The following is a 17,133-nucleotide window of genomic DNA, read 5'->3' on the forward strand; positions in this document are numbered from 1 at the left end:
TCCGTTTTCGGAAGGATCTTTCTCTCATGCGTGCACTCACCCGCACTGTCGCCGCCCTCGGTCTCGCCGCCCCCGTCCTGCTGGGCTGCGCCGGCCTGGCCGCTGCCCACGAGGGCGACCTGGACGCCGCCAACATCGGCGGCTCCGGCCCCGAGGCGCACTTCCTGGACGTCAACTTCCTCGCCAACGCCGACGCCGCCGGTCTCGCGGCCGACTTCTCGTCCGTCACCCCGAACAGCGTGGAGCACTTCAGCGGCGCCACCATCGCGACCAACGAAGGCGTCTTCGGCTCCGCCACCGACTCGGGTGCGAGCTGGTAAGCACTGACGCCCGACCGGGAGGAGGGCCGTCCCAGCCCTCCTCCCCGCACCACCTCAGCGCCGGCCGCTTCGGCCGGCGCTTTGCTGTGCCCCGCCCGGCTGGGCCCGTCCGGAATTCTCGGGAGGCGCGGCAGTCACTCCCGCCACACTGATTGCGGAATTCGCTCCGAGCTGGTCGATCCGACGTATTGACCCTCCATCGGCGGGGTGGGAATCTTCTCCGGTCCCGCGCCGAATTGAATGGCGCGCGGCCAATGCCGTAATGGGGGAGCGGGCTGCGCGGCGGCTCGCCGCATTGGCCATGACCTGGGCCGACTGTGCCCATCCGTGCGTTCTTACGGTTCGTTGACGGAGAATTCCAGGCACCCCGGGGCGGGAAAAGTCAACCCAATACACATGGTTGACATGTTCTCGAAACACAAATCATGATGGAGCCACGGCAGGGAGCCCCGGAATGCATTCCGTGGTCTATTCCTGTGTGCCCATTCTGGTATTCCCAGACGATTCGAAAGGGAGGGAACCATGAAGAAGATCGTCATCCGCAAGGCGGGCTCGGTCCGGCTGACCAGCGCCGCTCAGACGATGTACGGCTGCAACTGTGCGGCCGCCTGAGGCCTGAACGCCTGACCGGCGGGGCCGGCTGCCAAGAGCAGTCGGCCCCGTCGTCGCCACATTTCCGGGAGGACCGATGCGCCCTTCGCCCGCCGACACCCCGGCCGGCGCGGATCTCGACAGCCCGCTCGCACTGCACCCGCTCGTCTACCTGGACGAGGGCGAGGAAGTGACGGTCGGCCGGGTCGACACCGACTCGTACGCGGTCTTCCCGCCCGACGGCGCCGACCTGGTCCGGCAGCTCGCCGACGGCATGACGCCGCGTCAGGCCGCGCAGGCGTACGAACGGCAGCACGGCGAGAGCGTCGACATCGCGGACCTGATCGAGGGCCTGGTCGAGCTCGGCTTCGTCCGCGACCCGGGGGAGCGGGACGCCGCCCCGGCGGCCCCGGTGCGCTGGCGGTGGCTCGGCCGGATCGCGTTCAGCCCCCCGGCGTGGATCTGCTACCTGCTGATCACCGGGCTCGGGATCGCCGCCGCCGTCCGCAGCCCCGACCTGGCGCCGCGGCCGACGAACGTCTTCTTCAGCCCGTACTTCACCGTGGTCGCGCTGGTCCTGTTCGTCGGCCAGTTCCCGCTGATCCTGGTCCACGAAGGCTTCCACGCCCTCGCCGGGCGACGGCTGGGCCTGCCCACCCGGCTGCGGATCGGCCACCGGCTGATCTTCGTCGTGCTGGAGACCTCGCTGGACGGGCTGGTCGCCGTCCCGCGCGCCCGCCGCTACCTGCCGATCCTGGCCGGCATGCTCGCCGACACCGTCCTGACCGCCGCCCTCACCCTCACCGCCGACGCCACCCGCCTGCCCGGCGGAGCGCTCAGCGGCCCCGGCCGGCTCTGCCTCGCCCTCGCCTACGCCACCCTGCTGCGGCTGCTCTGGCAGGCGTTCCTGCACCTGCGCACCGACCTGTACGTGCTGCTCAGCACCGTCCTCGGCTGCCAGGACCTGCACGGCACCGCCCAGGGCGTGCTGCGCAACGCCGTCCGCCGCCGCACCGGCCGCCCGCTGCTGGACGAGTCGGCCTGGCACCCGGGCGACCGCCGCGCGGCCCGCTGGTACGCCTGGCTGATCGTGGTCGGCTACGCGTTCTCGCTGGGCGTCTTCGCGGCCGGCGTCCTCCCGGCCGGCGCCCGCTTCGTCACCGGCACCCTGGACCGCTTCCACGGGCGGGCGCCGCTCGGCGAGTTCCTCGACTCGACGGTGTTCTTCGCGCTGACGGTCCTGCAACTCGTCGCCGTCGCCGTCCTCGCCCGGCGCGAGCGCCGCCGCCGCAAAGCCGCCGCACCCCTCCCGACCGCTCTCGGATGAAAGGCACCGCCGCCATGGCCGACCACCGCCACCACTGGGTCCGAGCCGCGCACCGCGCCGCCCGCGCGCAGGCCCGCGCCGCCCTCGACCTGCCGCCCGGCCTGGCGACCGTCAGCGCGGACCGCCGCCTGCGCGGCCCGTACACCGCCGTCGGCTCGCTGCTGCGCGAGCTCGTCCCCGACGCGCTGCTGCGCTGCCCCGAGGCCGTGCACCGGCACGACGTCGAAATCCTTTCCACCGCACCGGAGTTGCGCTCCGTCGTGCCGGCCGGCCGGGAGACCCTGACCTCGCTGGCCGTGCCGAAGGAACGCACCCGCTACTACTCGCGGCTGCGCACCCTGCGGATCGCCCACGGCCTGGTGGAGTTCCTCACCGAGTACGCCCGCACCCTCGACGGCGGCCCGCACACCCTGGTCGTCGAGGACGTGCAGCACGCCGACCCCACCGACGGCGAGTTCCTCGCGGTGCTGCTGCGCCGGATGGACCCGGCCCTGCTCACCGTCGTCGTCGGCAGCACCGCCGACCCGCTCCCCGAGGGCGCGAGCACCGCCGCCGCGCCGCTCGCCCCCGCCCTCGCCGCCCACTGCACCCCCGTCGACGGGCCGGCGCTGCCCCGGCCGGCGGAGGACGAACGCACCCTCGCCGCCCGCTACATCCGCGAGGACGGCACCACCGAGGACCCCCGCGCCGCCCGCGCCCACGCCGCCCTGCCCGCCGCCGAACGCGCCGCCCTGCACGACGCCCGCCGCAGCGAACTGGAACTGCTCGGCGAGAAGTCGCTGCGCCTCGGCGCGATCGCCTGGCACGCCGAACGCGGCAGCGACCCGGCCGGCGCCGGCGCCGACCTGCTGCGCGACGCCTGCGAGTACTGCTGCGACATGGGCTTCTACGACGCCGTCCTGGACTACGGCGCGCGCGGCGCGGCCCTGGTGGCGTACGACACCCACCCCAAGCACTGGTGGACGTTCATCGCCAAGCCCACCACCGCGCTGGCCGCCCTCGACCGGCCCGACGGCATCCTGCCGTACTACGAGGAGGCCCGCTCGGTCAGCGCCGACCCCGAGATCCACCTCCAGTGCGCGTACGGCAGCGCCATGCTCTACACCCGCTTCCTGGAGGGCGAACGCCGCGACTACCGGCTCGCCCGTGCCTGGATCAACGCGGCCATCGCGTTCGCCGTCCAGACCCCCGACCCGAAGGAACGGGCCTTCCGCACCGCCTTCAACCGCAACGGCCTGGCCCTGATCGAAGTCCGGGTCGGCCGCCCCGAGGCCGCGCTCGCCCTGCTCGACAGCTGCATCGGCCGGCTGGACGAGATCCTCGACCCGGGCGAACACGCCCTGCACCGCTCGGTGCTGGTCTACAACCGCGCCCAGGTGCACGCCGGCCTCGGCCGCCACGACCTGGCCGTGGCCGACTACACGGCGGTGCTCGCCGTCGACCCCAACTACGCCGAGTACCACTTCGACCGGGGCATCGTGCTGCGCCGCACCGGCCGGCTCGACGACGCGCTGGCCGACTTCGACGAGGCGATCCGGCTCTCCCCGCCGTTCCCCGAGGCGTACTACAACCGGGCCGACGTGCGCGCCGAACTCGGCGACCTGAAGGGCGCGGTGGCCGACTTCGGGTACGTCGTCGAACTCGACCCGGAGTTCGTCGACGCCTACCTGAACCGGGCCAGCCTGCTCGCCGAGCTCGACGAGACGGACGCCGCCCGGCGGGATCTCGCGGCCGGCCTGGCCGTCGACCCGGCGCACCCCCAACTGCTGTGCCTCAAGGCCCAGTTCGACGCCGCCGACGGCCTGACCGAGCAGGCCCGCGCGGCCTGCTCGGCCGCCCTCGCCGCCGACCCCGAACTCGCCGAGGCCTGGGCCCTGCGCGGCGAACTCGCCTACGGCGACGGCGACCTGGCGTCCGCGCTGGCCGACCTGGCGCACGCCGTCCGGCTCAGCGACGACCCCGGCCTGCGCTTCAACCTCGCCGTCGCCCACCACGACGCCGACCAGCACGCCGAGGCCGTCGCCCTGCTCGACGCGGTGATCGCCGAGACCGCCGACCCCGCCGCCCACCTCCAGCGGGCCCGCTCGCTGCACCGCCTCGACCGCCGGCCGGAGGCCGAGGCCGACCTCCGCGCCGCCGAGGACGACCCCGAACTCGCCGACGAGACAGCCGAGTTGAGGGCGCTGCTGGCGGGCTGAGTCAGGCCGCGCGCCGGGCCCGCGGTGTCAGCGCCGCGAACTCCAGCGGCGCGGACGGGTCGATCGACACGTCCAGCGGCGCGGGCTCGGCGCCGGACCGGACCAGCAGGTCGCCGATCGCGGCGACCATCGCCCCGTTGTCCGTGCACAGCGACAGCGGCGGCACCCGCAGCGCGATCCCGGCGGCGGCGCAGCGCTGCTCGGTCAGCGCCCGGATCCGCGAGTTGGCGGCCACCCCGCCGACCACCACCAGGGTGCCGACGCCGTGGTCGACGCAGGCCCGCACCGCCTTGCGGGTCAGCGTGTCGGCGATCGCCTCCTGCACCGAGGCCGCCGCGTCCGCCACCGGCGGCTCGCCGCCCGCCGCCCGGTGGCCCTCCACCCAGCGGGCGGCGGCCGTCTTCAGCCCGGAGAACGAGAAGGCGTACGGGTCGTCGCCGGGCCCGGTGAGCGGGCGCGGCAGCCGCACCGCGCCGGGGTCGCCGCCGCGGGCCGCCCGGTCGATCGCGGGCCCGCCCGGGTAGGGCAGGCCGAGGATGCGCGCGGTCTTGTCGAAGCACTCGCCGGCCGCGTCGTCCAGGGTGTCGCCGAGGTGCACGACCGGGTCGCGGGCCAGGTCGCGCACCAGCAGCAGCGAGGTGTGGCCGCCGGAGACGATCAGCACCACGCACGGGTTCGGCAGCGGCCCGCCGGCCAGCCCGGCGGCGGCCACGTGCCCGGCCAGGTGGTGCACCCCGTACAGCGGCACCCCGAGCGAGAACGCGTAGCTCTTCGCCGCCGCCACCCCGACCTGCAGGGCCCCCGACAGCCCCGGCCCGGTGGTGACGGCCACCGCCCCCACGTCCCCGAGCGTCAGCCCGGCCCGCCCCAGCGCCTCCCGGACCACCGGCGCCATCGCGTGCACGTGCGCCCGCGCGGCGATCTCCGGCACCACCCCGCCGAACCGGGCGTGCTCGTCCATGCTCGACGCCACCGCCTGCCCGAGCAGCACCCCGTCCCGGACCAGCCCGGCTCCCGTCTCGTCGCAGGACGACTCGATTCCCAGCACCACCGGCGACTTCGGCATCGGCCCGCACCACTCTCGCATCAGACTTGTAATTGCACATAGTGTGCAACAAGTCCGGTCGGGGTCGGCGTACCTCCACAGGAGGAGGGCGCGGACACCCGCCTCGACCTGCGGACCGACCAAGATCGCGACCTGGTGCCGACGGCCCGCCCCGGCACCCTCCCTAGGCTCGTCAACAGCCACCTGACGCCACCTCATCACCGGTCGGGGGCGCGAACCGAGGAACCATGACGACCTACCGATACACCGTCGCCGAGCTGCGCGGACAACTGCGACAGCTGGTGCTGAGCGGCGCCGCGATCGCCCTGGGCGTGGTCTTCCTGATCGCCTCCGTCGGCGGCAGCGGCGCCCTGGTGGACTCCTACAGCCAGAGCGCCGCCGCCGAGGTCGGCCCCGGCGACCTCCAGGTGACCAGGCCCGCCGCGAACGGCGGACTCGACGCCACCGCCGCCGCCCGCGCCCGGCAGACCCCCGGCGTCGCCGACACCGCACTGCGCCTCACCGGCCGCGGCACCCTGCTGACCGCCGACGGACAACCCCTCGACACCGCCGCCACCGTGACCGCCGTCGCCGCCGACCCGGCCCTGCGCTGGCAACTCCTCAAGGACGGCCGCTGGCCGGACGCCCCCGGCGAGGCGCTCCTCGACACCGACACCGCGCACCGCCTCGACGCCGCGCCCGGCGCCGACCTGCGACTCACCCGCCCCGACGGCAGCACCGCCACCGCCCGCCTGGTCGGCACCCTCGACGGCCGCGGCGCGCCCAGCCTCGCCGGACACCCGATCGTCGCCGTCCCCGCCGAGGCCGTCGACCGGTACGCCACCGCCGTCACCGCCGCCCAACTGGACGTCCGCCTCCGGCCCGGCGCCTCCCGCACCACCGCCGCCGAAGCCCTGCGCACCGCCCTCGGCGACGGACCCCAGGTCCGCACCCGGGCCGCGTCCGTGACCGAGGCGACCCGGCAGAGCACCACCATGTACGGCGTGGTGCTGGTCGCCGCCCTCTCCTTCGTACTGATCGCGCTCGCGGTGGCCCGCATGGTGGTCAGCAACACCTTCTCCGTCCTGCTCGCCCAGCGCACCCGCCAACTCGCCCTGCTGCGCTGCGTCGGAGCCGACCGCACCCAGGTCCGCCGGCTGATCCGCCGCCAGGGCCTGCTGCTCGGCATCGGCGCCTCCACCGCCGGCGTGCTGCTCGGCGTCGGACTCGGCGCCGCCGCCACCGGCCTGGCCCGGTACGCCGACCTCGGACCGGTGCACCTGGACCTGCTGCCGTCCCCGCTCACCTGCGCCCTGGCCGGCCTGTTCGGCGTCCTGCTCACCCTGCTGGCCGTCCGCGGACCGGCGAAGCAGGCCTCCGCCGTGCCGCCCGTGGCCGCCCTCGGCGGCGCCCACCGCACCGCCGCCCCCGCCGCGCGGCTGCGCGCCGCCGCCTGGTCCGCGACGCTGCTGCTGGCCGGCGCCGCCACGCTGACGGCGGGCGTGCTGGTGCCGCCGCCGCTGTCGCTGCTCGCCGTCACCCTCGGCGCGATCAGCAGCTTCTTCGGCGTACTGCGCCTCGCCCACCGCCTGCTGCCCGCCGTGATCGTCGCCCTCGGCGCCCCGACCCGCCGCCTGGCCGGCACCGCCGGACGGCTCGCCACCCAGCAACTGCGGCTCAACCCGGCCCGCACCGGCACCACCGGCTCCGCCCTGCTGCTCGGCGTCACCGTGATGGTCGCGGCCGTCACCGCCCTCGACATCACCTCCCACTCGCTCGTCCCGGTGGTCTCCGCCCGCCAGCCCGCCGCCTTCTCGGCCGCCCCCGCCACCGGCGGCCCCCTGCCCGCCGAGGCGCTCACCGCCCTCGGCAACCAGCCCGGACTCGACCTCACCCCCGTCCGCTCCGTCTCCGCCGACGTCGACGGACGCCCCACCCTGCTCGCCGCCGTCGACCCGGCCCGGCTCAACCCCGACGCCGACGGCGTCGAGCAGGCCCGCGCCCTGACCGACGGCACCGCGCTCAGCGGCCTCGCCGACGGAAAGCAGCAGGTCCACGTCACCGTTCCCGGCCGGCCCGCCACCGACCTCCGCCTCGCCGCCGACCGCACCAGCCTGCCCTTCACCCTGCAGAGCGGCGCCTTCCTGCTGGTCACCCCCGCCACCCTGGACCGGCTCGCCCCCGGCGCGCCCGTCACCACCGTCTGGGTCGGCCCCGCCGACGGCGCCGACCGCCTCACCGCCCGCCGCGCCATGGACCGCGCCCTGGCCGGCCACCCGCAGATCCAGGTCACCGACACCGCCGCCCAGGCCCAGACCCTGCGCTCCCTCCTCGACCGGATGACCCAGGTCTCGATGGCCCTGCTGTCCTTCTCCGTCGCCATCGCCGGCCTCGGCGTCGCCGCCACCCTCACCCTCAGCGTCAGCGAACGCGCCCGCGAGATCGGCATGCTCCGCGCCATCGGCATGTCCCGCCGCCAACTGCGCCGCATGCTCACCCTCGAAGCCCTGCTCCTCTCCCTCGCCGCCGCCCTGGCCGGCACCGCCCTCGGCCTCACCTACGGCTGGGCCGCCGCCCGCTCCGTCACCTCCACCCTCGGCACCGTCGGCGGCCCCCCGGTCCTTCCCGTCCTCGCCTCGCTCGCCCTGACCGTCCTGATCGGCCTCGCCGCCGCCGTCCTCCCCGCCCGCCGGGTCGGCCGGATGACGGTGGTCGCCGCCCTGCACGCGAGCTGACCGCCCCGCTGTCACATTCCCGGGCCCTGCCCGGTCTCCCTCCTGAAAGCCGCGACACACCAGCCGCAACGGAGGCGAACACCATGGCCCGGATCTCCCTCGACCCGCCCCGCACCCTGCTCTACCGCATCGGCGAGTGGTACAGCAGGCGCACCTACGGCACCGTCCTGGACCCCACCCGCGCGCTCGCCCACCACACCAAGGTGCTGATGGACACCAGCCGCTTCGAACTGCGGCTCGCCAAATGGGACAAGCTCGACCCCGCGCTCAAACTCCTCGCCGTGATGGCCAGTGCCCACCTCATCGGCTGCACCTGGTGCACCGACTTCGGCTACTGGGAGGCGCACCAGCACGGCCTGCCCGCCGAGAAGATCCGCGCCGTCCCCACCTGGCGCGAACACCGGGAACTCTTCGGCGAGTTGGAGCTCGACGTGCTGGAGTACGCCGAGGCGATGACCGAGACCCGGCCCACCGTCACCGACGAACTCGCCGCCCGCCTGCTGCGCACCCTCGGCGAGGCGGCCTTCGTCGAACTCACCGCGATGATCGCCGTCGAGAACCTCCGCTCCCGGGTGAACAGCGCCTTCGGACTGGTCGGCCAGGGCTTCTCCGACCGCTGCGCCGTCCCGCCCCGCACCGCCTGAACTCCGCGAAAGGAATGTCAATGACCAAGCAGCAGCACACCGTTGAGGCCGGCAGCACGTCGCGACGGAGCGCCCTCAAGGCGGCCGTGATCGGCGCCGGAGCACTCACCGCCGCGGGCGCGAGCAGCACCGCCGCACACGCGGACGGGCCCGGACGCGGCACGCCCACCTTCGTCCTCGTGCACGGCTCGGGCAGCAACTCCTTCTACTGGCAGCCCCTGCTGCGCGAACTCGGCCTGCGCGGGCACCGCGCGATCGCCGTCGACCTGCCCGGGCACGGGCACGGCGCGTACCTCCCCGAGTCCTACCAGTTCCCGCAGGACCTGGAACGGCTGCGCACCGAACCGTCCCCGATCGCCGCGGTGACGTTGGACGACTGCGCCGCGCACGTCGTCGACGCGGTGCGGCAGGCCCGCCGACACGGCCCGGTCGTCCTGGTCGGGTCGAGCCTCGGCGGCGCCACCCTCAACGCGGTCGCCAACCGGGTGCCCGACCTGATCGCGCACCTCGTCTACGCCTCCGCGTTCTGCCCCACCCGGCACGCCTCCGTGCTGCAACTCGTCATGACCCCCGAAGGCGCCGCCAGCTCCATGTTCCGGATCCCCCCGGTGCCGACCCCGCCCGAGCTCGGCGTCAGCCGGATCAACTGGCGCTCCGGCGACCCCGCCTTCTTCGCCGCCGTCAAGGACGCCCTCGCCGCCGACCGCACCGACGCCGAAGTCCGCGCCCTGATGAACATCCTGGAACCGGACGAGTCGGCCGCCCTCGGCACCAGCGAATCCGCCCGCGGCCTCCCCGCCCACTGGGGCCGCGTCCCGCGCACCTACCTCCGCTACAGCCAGGACCACACCATCCCGCTCCCGCTCCAGGACCTCATGATCCGCGAGGCCGACGCCCTCACCCCCCACAACCCCTTCCGCACCCGCACCCTCCCCGCCCCCCACGCCGGCCCCCGCGACCCCCGCCTCCTCGCCGACGAACTCGACCTCGTCGCCCGCCTCGCCCGCGCCTGACCGCCCCCACCACGACCGCCGCCAGTCGTTCGTCCGCGACCGGCGGCGGTCGGTGCACGGCACCGGGCGGCCGGTCACCCGCCCGCCACCGGCCGCATCCGGGTCAGGGCCGGCACCGGAGGTCAGGCGGACAACGCGGCGCACACGGTGTAGACGACGACATCGCCCTCGGCCGTACCGGTGGAGAACCGCACGTAGCCGGTCCCGTCGGGGTTGAGGCGGGTGCCGGTCTGCCGGAACGGGCTGTAGAGCCCGTCACCAGCGACATCGCCCCCGATGCTCACGGGCGCCGACCCCGCCGGGCAGACCGGGGTCGGCACGGGGACGTTGTCCGGGGTGGACGGCGGGATGTGCACGGTCGCCTGCACCACGTCGAAGGACGTGACCCCCGCAGGCCCCTGCGGACCGGCGGGGCCCTGCGGACCCTGTGGCCCCTCCGGTCCTTGCGGCCCTTCTGGCCCTTCCGGTCCCTCCGGTCCCTCCGGTCCCTCCGGTCCCTCCGGACCCTCTGGTCCCTCCGGCCCCTGCGGGCCCGTGCATTCGTGGTGGCAGTGGTGGCCGCCGCCCCTGTCTCCGGACTTGTCCGCGAAGGCAGGCTGGGTGGCAATGGCGCCTGCGCTGACCGTGGCAAGGACGCCGAGGGTGACGAGGACGCGCCTGTGAGCAATTTTCATCGCCGGCTCTTTTCTCCGAGAAAGTTCTGATGTCCAGATCCCCGGGATTTTCGGAGGCTCGCCTCGAAAGAGAACATGCTGCCCCGGGGTCTGGTATTGATGCGAGACATCTGGGAATTCGAGGAGTTCGCGCGAAGTCGGACAGAAGTCCCTGATGATTTAGGGGGCTTCACGCCGTCTCCCTTGATCGTTTCGGCTCGCGGTCGGAATCCCGCCCTCCGAACGTCCCACGGACCACTTCGAAGCCGCCCGCCCGTGGGGGCAGTCCGGGTGCGCATTTGATGCGCGCGGGTGAACGTCGGGCAGGTCCTGAACGCCCGTTGGCACCGGACGCGTCGTCAGCGGCCGGCAGTCGCCCCGGTCGCCGGTGTCGGCCGCCGTCCTGCCGCCGAGGCCGGTCCCCAGTACGCCCTTGCCCTGCTCCGTCGTCGCGGCGGGGAGCCGTACGTGCTGTTCACCGATCAATCACCCGGTGTGCATGTTTTTGCCACTTCGAATACTCCTCGAATCAACCCGGGATTTTCATTCGTCCCTCATGTGCCGTTGGTTGTGTGACCGCTGTCGGTCGGTACGCAACGAACGAGTCAGGAGGTGCGCGATGTCGCTGTCGGAGGCGGCCGGGGCGCGCGGGAGCAGTGCGGAGGAGGAGCCGCTGCACGTGGCCAGTCGGTTGCACGCGTTCAACCGGTTCGAGCTGAAGTACCTGGTCCCGGTGGAGCAGGCGGCCGAGATCCGGGACGAGTTGGCCGAGCGGATGGACCGGGACCTGCACAGCCCGGTCGGCGGCTACGGCGTGTGGAGCCTGTACTACGACAGTCCGCAGCTCCGTTTCTACTGGGAGAAGATCGAGGGCCTCAAGTTCCGCCGCAAACTGCGCGTGCGGCACTACGGCGACCTCGAATCGGTCACCGACGAGTCGCCGGTCTGCGTGGAGATCAAGCAGCGGGTCAACCGGGTCACCCAGAAGCGCCGCATCACCCTCCCGTACGCCGTGGCACGGCAGTTGTGCGACGCCCGGCAGCTGGTGGAGCACACGCCGAAGGAGAGCCCCTTCGTCCAGGAGGTGCTCGACCTGGTCGTGCGGCTGGACCTGCGGCCCACCGCGATCACCGGCTACCAGCGCGAGGCCCTGGTCGGCCGGGACGCCGACACCGGGCTGCGGGTCACCTTCGACCGCCGCATCCGCGGCCGGGACCGGGACTTCCACTTCGGCACCCCCGGGGCGGAGAACCGGTTCACCCTCCCGCCGCACATGTCGGTGATGGAGATCAAGGTCAACGAGCGCACCCCGCACTGGATCACCGACCTGGCCGCGCGGCGCAACCTCAGCCTGGTCCGGGTCTCCAAGTACGTGCAGTCCGTCGAGGCGTTCGGCCTGGCCCCGCGCTCGGTCTTCCACGTCCACGAGGCGGACTGCCCGCCTCCCGTCACCACTCCCACCCCCGAGCGGTCGGCGCGCGACGGCGCGCCGCTGAAGGCAGGAGCACAGTGAACTTCGACCTGCAGGAACTGAGCGGGACGTTCAGCGTCGCCGACGTGGTAGCGGCCATGGCGCTCTCGTTCCTCCTGTCCGTCCTCATCGGCTACGTGTACCGGTACACCCACCGGAACGTCTCCTACAGCCAGTCCTACGTGCAGACGCTGGTCATCGTCGGCATGGTCGTGGCCCTGATCATGCTGGTCGTCGGATCGAACCTGGCCCGCGCGTTCTCCCTGGTCGGCGCCCTGTCCGTGGTCCGGTTCCGGAACGCCGTCAAGGAGACCAGGGACGTCGGCTTCATCTTCCTGGCGATGGCCATCGGCATGGCCTGCGGTGCCCGGTTCTACACCCTCGCCGCGGTCGGCGCCGTGGTCATCTGCGCCGTCGTCCTGCTGATGTCCAAGTTCAACTGGTTCGCGCTGAACGTGCAGCGCCAGGTCGTCAAGGTCCAGGTGCCGGCGGGCGAGGACCACACCCCGCAGATCCGCGACGTGCTGATCAAGTACACCAGCGAGTTCGAGCTGGTCAGCACCGAGACCATCCGCGGCGGCGCGCTCTGCGAGGTCTTCTACACGGTCCGCCTGAAGAAGGGCGCCGAGCCCGGCGACCTGGTCGGCGCGCTCCAGGAGCGCACCTCCGGTCAGCGGGTCACCGTCCTCACCGGCTACGACACCACGGACCTGTGATGGACGGCGAGACCCCCGCGCAGCGCCGGAGGCGGCTGAAGGACCGGGTGCCCGTCCGGCTGCGCCACCACTGGAAGCCGGCCGCGACCCTGGGCGTCGGGCTCGCCGCGATGGTCTGGTTCCTCGGTGACGCGCGGATCTCCCCGTACGTGACCTCGTCCTCCCGGGTCGAGGCGGACGCGATCACCGAGGACGTCCCCGGCACGGTCGGGCTGTACGACACCTCGGTGTCGCACTCGATCCAACTCACCTACCACCAGACCGACTTCGACAAGATGATGAAGGAGTTCAAGGACGACGGCACCAAGGAGTACATCGAAGCCGACCTGGTCATCGACGGCGTCCGCCTCGACAACGTCGGCATCCGGCTGAAGGGCAACTCCACCCTGTCCTCGCTGCGCGGCAACAAGGGCATGCCGGGCGGCGGCCAGTTCCCCGGGGGCGGGATGCCCCAACTCCCGGACGGGATGCAGCTCCCCGAGGGCGCCCGGCCCGGAGGAGCCGGCGGCGCGGGCGGTGCGGGCGGACCGGGTGGTGCGGGCGGCGCTCCGGGCGGGATGGTGCAGTACAACCTCTCGGCGGACAAGCCCGAGGAGCTGCCCTGGCTCGTCAAGATCGACGAGTACGTCAAGGGCCGCGCCTACCAGGGCGAACGGGAGATCTCCCTGCGCCCCGGCAGCAACAGCCAGTTGCCCCTCAACGAGGCCCTGTCGCTGTCCCTGACCGAGCACAGCGGGCAGCGGGCCGAGCGCTACGGCTTCACCCAACTGAAGGTGAACGACCGGCCCGCCGCCGCCCGCCTCATGGTCGAGGCACCCGACACCGACTACGCGGAGCAGACCGGCGACGGCAACGGCGTGCTGTACAAGGCCAGGGCGGGCGGCAGCTTCGCGTACCGCGGCGACGACCCCAGCGAGTACGAGGACTCCTTCAAGCAGCTCAACAAGAAGGGCAGCCAGGACCTCGAACCGGTGATGAAGCTCATCAAGTGGGTCGACAGCGCCTCGGACGAGGAGTTCGCCCGGGACCTCGACAAGTACGTCGACGTCGAGTCCCTCGCCTCCTACGTCGCCGCGCAGAACCTGCTGCTGAACTTCGACGACATGGCCGGACCGGGCAAGAACTACCTGCTCCGGTACGACCTGGACACCAAGAAGTTCTCCGTCCTGGGCTGGGACTACAACCTGACCTTCAGTGGCGACGCCACCGCCGGGCCGGACGACTCGATCGGCATGGGCGGCGGCATGATGCCGGGCGGCCAGGGCCAGGGTGGGCCCGTGCCCCAGGGGCAGGGCGGGCCCGTGCCCCAGGGCCAGGACGTGCCTCAGGGCGATCCCGACGGGAAGGGCGGTCCGGGCGGCAGGGGCGGGTTCGCCCAGCACGCCCTGAAGACCAAGTTCCTCGCCTCCGACGCCTTCGACGGCGTCTACAAGAAGGCGTACCGGGAGCTGTACGAGAAGTTCTACGGCTCGGGCGCGGCGTCGCAGCAACTGGACGCGGTCGCGCGGCAGGCCCGCGCCGCGGGCACCGATTCCCCGGAACTGGACGCCGCGGTGGCCAAGCTCGCGGGGACGGTCGCCGACCGCACCGCGGCCCTGGCCAAGGACCCGGAGGTGACCGGCTGAGGCCCAGGTGCCCCGGGCGGCCCTCCGGCAGGGGAGCTGCCCGGGGCGCCCGCCCGCGACCGCGCCGCACGACCGTTCCGGGGCCGTGCGGCTCACACCCGTCCCGACCCCGAGGTGCCAGAACGTGACCGACCCCTACAACCCCGCCCGTACGACCGCGGGCCACACCGTCCTGGTGGTGGAGGACGACGCCAGCATCCGCACCCTGCTCGCCTCCGCGCTCGGCGTGGCCGGCTACACGGTGGTGTGCGCGTCCGCAGGGCGGGAGGCGATGTTCGAGGTCGGCCGCTGCCGGCCCCACCTGATCCTGCTGGACGTGATGCTCCCGGACACCGACGGCTTCCGGCTCACCCGCGCGCTGCGGGCCCGGGGCGTCCACACACCGGTGCTGTTCCTGACCGCCAGAGCGGACGTCGAGGACCGGATCGCCGGGCTGAGCTCCGGCGGGGACGACTACGTCACCAAGCCGTTCCACGTCCAGGAGGTGCTGCTGCGGGTCCGCGCCATCCTGCGTCGCGGCACCGCCCCCGGGCCGGCCACCGACCCCGACCCGCCGCTGCGCTACGCGGACCTCACCCTGGACGAGGCCACCCACGACGTCCACCGGGCCGGCCTGCCGGTGCGGCTGTCACCCACCGAGTTCCGGCTGCTGGCATGCCTGCTGGCCCAGCCCGAACGGGTGCTGACGAAGGCCGACATCCTCCAGAAGGTCTGGAACTACGACTTCGTCGGCGACACCCGGATCGTCGACACCTACATCAAGAACCTGCGCCGCAAGATCGACCGGGACGAGCCCCCGCTGATCCACACCGTGCGCGGCGTCGGCTACTGCCTGCGCCTGCCGCGCCCCGGCACACCCCCGGGGGCCGACCGGTGAGCGGGCCCCGCCCGCGCTCCCTGCGCGGCCGACTGGTGCTGATCGCCGGAGTGCTGGCCACCGGCGTCGTCCTGCTGTGCCAGTTGGCGGGCCTGGCCGTGGTGCGCGACTGGCTCACCGCCCAGGTCGACGCCCGACTCGCGCACTTCCGACCCCCGCCGCAGGTCTACCCCGGCACCACCGGGGCCGACGGGCCGCCCCCGCCGGGACCGGACGGCGCGCTGCCCTCGGACTACCGGGTGTTCTTCTACGACCGGGACGGGAACCTGCTGGCCTCCTCGCTGAGCAGCGCCGACGGCGGCCGCCCCGGACCCCGCCTCCCACCGCGGGAGGCGGACCTGACGCTGGCCGAGGGGAGGCCGGCCACCCTCCCGTCCGAGGGCGGCGGCCGGGCCTCCGGCTGGCGGGCGGTCTCCTACCAGGGGCCGGACCGGATGCGCGCCGTGGTCGCCCTGCCGCTGGACGCCGTGGACGGCGTGACCACCAAACTGCTCTGGTTCTCCCTCGGCCTGGGCGGCGTCGTCGCGGCCGGGGTCGTACTCCTCGGCAACGGCGCCGTCCGGCTCGGTCTGCGCCCCCTCACCCGGGTCGAGCACACCGCCCAGCGGATCACCGCCGGCGCGCTGGAACTGAACGTCCCGGTGGCGGACCCGGACACCGAGGTCGGCCGGCTCGGCCTGGCCCTCAACACCATGCTCGACCGGCTGCGCACCGCCCTGCACCGGACCGAGGCGTCCGAGGCCCGACTGCGCCACTTCATGGCCGACGCCGGGCACGAACTGCGCACCCCGCTCACTGCGATCCAGGGCTTCGCCGAACTCCTGCTCGAAGCGCCCGAGTTGACCGCCGACCGGCGGCGAGAGGCGCATACGCTGATCGCCCACAACGCCGACCGGATGAGCCGCCTGGTCGACGACCTGTTCCTGCTCGCCAAGCTCGGCGCGGCCCCCGTCGTCCACCGCGAACCCGTCGACCTGCTCTCGCTGGCGGCCGACGCCATCGCCACCACCGCGATCCGCCACCCCCGCCGGATCATCACCCTGGAGCCGCTGCCGACCCCCTCGACGGCGGCGGACAGCGACCTCGACATCGTCGAGACCCCCGGCGACCCCCACCAACTCGCCCAGATCCTGGGCAATTTGCTCTCCAACGCGGTCACCCACACACCCCCCACCGGCCGGATCCGGGTCAGGGTCGGCGCCACCCGCGCCACCGCGGACCCGCACCCCGGCCGCGGACCGCTGCCACCGCCCGGCACACCGGTCTGCGTGGTGGAGGTCGCCGACGAGGGCCCCGGCATCGACCCCGCCGACGCCCCCCGGATCTTCGACCGCTTCTACCGCGCCGACCCCACCCCGGAGCCCGGCACCGGCCTCGGCCTCGCCATCGCCGCCGCCATCGCCACCGCCCACGGCGGCCGCCTCGAACTCGACACCCACCCCACCCGCGGCTCCACCTTCCGCCTCCTCCTGCCGCCCGCCCCGGAACCCCACTGACCGCACTCCCCACGGGCCTTGCCCGACCTGCGGAAACGATGAGAGATAAAACTGCATTTCCGCAGGTCAGATGGGGTCCTACAGGTCGTAGTTCTGACCGAACATGCCTCGGACCTGTAGGAATAGGGGTCGCATGGAAGATCATTTCACAACCAGTGCACACGCAACGGTGATGACGATGGGAGGTGGCGAGAAACGCTGAGCGGAGACCACGACGCTGAGCCTGCCCCTGCCCGAGTTCGTGGCCGCCGAATTGGTACACCTTGTATCCCTTGAGCCGTAGGGCCCGGTCCTCGGTGACCATTTTTGAGTACAGGTGTGGAGAGGCAACGTTGCCTTCGGCGTGGTGCTGCTTGCCGTCGACTTCCAGGACGATTCGCGCAGCCCCTGGGAGCAGGAGAAGGAAGTCCATGCGTTCACGG

The 17,133-nt window shown here is 73.1% G+C and carries 13 protein-coding genes; 11 read left to right on the forward strand and 2 right to left on the reverse strand.

The features are described 5' to 3' along the window. Positions 1-26: 26 nt before the first annotated feature. The 3 genes from ACWEMJ_RS15485 to ACWEMJ_RS15495 all read left to right on the forward strand — a co-directional run bounded on the left by ACWEMJ_RS15485 (position 27) and on the right by ACWEMJ_RS15495 (position 4,436). Positions 27-320, forward strand: a complete 294-nt coding sequence (locus ACWEMJ_RS15485) for a hypothetical protein (protein ID WP_452137547.1) — start codon at positions 27-29, stop codon at positions 318-320. Positions 321-1,008: 688 nt separating this feature from the next. Further along, positions 1,009-2,238, forward strand: coding sequence for a hypothetical protein (locus ACWEMJ_RS15490; protein ID WP_452137548.1), 1,230 nt, complete (start codon positions 1,009-1,011; stop codon positions 2,236-2,238). Further along, positions 2,235-4,436 (forward strand): tetratricopeptide repeat protein, encoded by a 2,202-nt coding sequence (locus ACWEMJ_RS15495; RefSeq protein WP_452137549.1) that lies wholly within the window; start codon positions 2,235-2,237, stop codon positions 4,434-4,436. The genes ACWEMJ_RS15490 and ACWEMJ_RS15495 overlap by 4 nt, the downstream gene beginning before the upstream one ends. Before the next feature lies 1 nt (position 4,437). Here ACWEMJ_RS15495 and tsaD read toward each other — a convergent pair whose 3' ends face one another. After that, the gene (gene tsaD / locus ACWEMJ_RS15500) at positions 4,438-5,502 is read right to left on the reverse strand and encodes a tRNA (adenosine(37)-N6)-threonylcarbamoyltransferase complex transferase subunit TsaD (protein WP_452137550.1); all 1,065 of its coding nucleotides are present in this window, start codon (positions 5,500-5,502) and stop codon (positions 4,438-4,440) included. A gap of 227 nt (positions 5,503-5,729) precedes the next feature. Here tsaD and ACWEMJ_RS15505 point away from each other — a divergent pair, with 227 nt between their 5' ends. The 3 genes from ACWEMJ_RS15505 (at position 5,730) to ACWEMJ_RS15515 (ending at position 9,873) form a co-directional block, all read left to right on the forward strand. Then, complete coding sequence (locus ACWEMJ_RS15505; RefSeq protein ID WP_452137551.1) at positions 5,730-8,216, forward strand: ABC transporter permease; 2,487 nt, start codon at positions 5,730-5,732, stop codon at positions 8,214-8,216. Between the two features lie 83 nt (positions 8,217-8,299). Next, entirely contained in the window at positions 8,300-8,860 is a 561-nt protein-coding gene (locus ACWEMJ_RS15510) for a carboxymuconolactone decarboxylase family protein (protein ID WP_452137552.1), read from the forward strand. 20 nt (positions 8,861-8,880) lie between these two features. Continuing rightward, positions 8,881-9,873 (forward strand): alpha/beta fold hydrolase, encoded by a 993-nt coding sequence (locus ACWEMJ_RS15515; protein ID WP_452137553.1) that lies wholly within the window; start codon positions 8,881-8,883, stop codon positions 9,871-9,873. Positions 9,874-9,995: 122 nt separating this feature from the next. Here ACWEMJ_RS15515 and ACWEMJ_RS15520 read toward each other — a convergent pair whose 3' ends face one another. Continuing rightward, positions 9,996-10,244, reverse strand: coding sequence for a hypothetical protein (locus tag ACWEMJ_RS15520; protein ID WP_452137554.1), 249 nt, complete (start codon positions 10,242-10,244; stop codon positions 9,996-9,998). A gap of 901 nt (positions 10,245-11,145) precedes the next feature. On the opposite strand from ACWEMJ_RS15520, the gene ACWEMJ_RS15525 reads away from it, so the two are divergent. The 5 genes from ACWEMJ_RS15525 (at position 11,146) to ACWEMJ_RS15545 (ending at position 16,711) form a co-directional block, all read left to right on the forward strand. Continuing rightward, complete coding sequence (locus ACWEMJ_RS15525) at positions 11,146-12,039, forward strand: VTC domain-containing protein (protein WP_452137555.1); 894 nt, start codon at positions 11,146-11,148, stop codon at positions 12,037-12,039. Beyond that, a complete protein-coding gene (locus ACWEMJ_RS15530; RefSeq protein WP_452137556.1) occupies positions 12,036-12,713 on the forward strand; it encodes a DUF4956 domain-containing protein in 678 nt (225 codons plus the stop codon). The genes ACWEMJ_RS15525 and ACWEMJ_RS15530 overlap by 4 nt, the downstream gene beginning before the upstream one ends. Then, complete coding sequence (locus tag ACWEMJ_RS15535; protein ID WP_452137557.1) at positions 12,713-14,338, forward strand: CotH kinase family protein; 1,626 nt, start codon at positions 12,713-12,715, stop codon at positions 14,336-14,338. Before ACWEMJ_RS15530 ends, ACWEMJ_RS15535 begins: the two co-directional genes overlap by 1 nt. A gap of 124 nt (positions 14,339-14,462) precedes the next feature. Beyond that, complete coding sequence (locus ACWEMJ_RS15540) at positions 14,463-15,215, forward strand: response regulator transcription factor (RefSeq protein WP_452137558.1); 753 nt, start codon at positions 14,463-14,465, stop codon at positions 15,213-15,215. After that, on the forward strand, positions 15,212-16,711 hold the full coding sequence (locus ACWEMJ_RS15545) for a sensor histidine kinase (protein WP_452137559.1): 1,500 nt from the start codon (positions 15,212-15,214) through the stop codon (positions 16,709-16,711). The genes ACWEMJ_RS15540 and ACWEMJ_RS15545 overlap by 4 nt, the downstream gene beginning before the upstream one ends. Positions 16,712-17,133 lie beyond the last annotated feature (422 nt).

The organism is Kitasatospora sp. NPDC004531, assembly GCF_053602195.1.

Coding starts and splice junctions, on each gene's coding strand:
- ACWEMJ_RS15485 (WP_452137547.1), top strand. CDS start 27: ATGCGTGCACTCACCCGCACTGTCGCCGCCCTCGGTCTCGCCGCCCCC.
- ACWEMJ_RS15490 (WP_452137548.1), top strand. CDS start 1,009: ATGCGCCCTTCGCCCGCCGACACCCCGGCCGGCGCGGATCTCGACAGC.
- ACWEMJ_RS15495 (WP_452137549.1), top strand. CDS start 2,235: ATGAAAGGCACCGCCGCCATGGCCGACCACCGCCACCACTGGGTCCGA.
- tsaD (WP_452137550.1), bottom strand. CDS start 5,502: ATGCCGAAGTCGCCGGTGGTGCTGGGAATCGAGTCGTCCTGCGACGAG.
- ACWEMJ_RS15505 (WP_452137551.1), top strand. CDS start 5,730: ATGACGACCTACCGATACACCGTCGCCGAGCTGCGCGGACAACTGCGA.
- ACWEMJ_RS15510 (WP_452137552.1), top strand. CDS start 8,300: ATGGCCCGGATCTCCCTCGACCCGCCCCGCACCCTGCTCTACCGCATC.
- ACWEMJ_RS15515 (WP_452137553.1), top strand. CDS start 8,881: ATGACCAAGCAGCAGCACACCGTTGAGGCCGGCAGCACGTCGCGACGG.
- ACWEMJ_RS15525 (WP_452137555.1), top strand. CDS start 11,146: ATGTCGCTGTCGGAGGCGGCCGGGGCGCGCGGGAGCAGTGCGGAGGAG.
- ACWEMJ_RS15535 (WP_452137557.1), top strand. CDS start 12,713: ATGGACGGCGAGACCCCCGCGCAGCGCCGGAGGCGGCTGAAGGACCGG.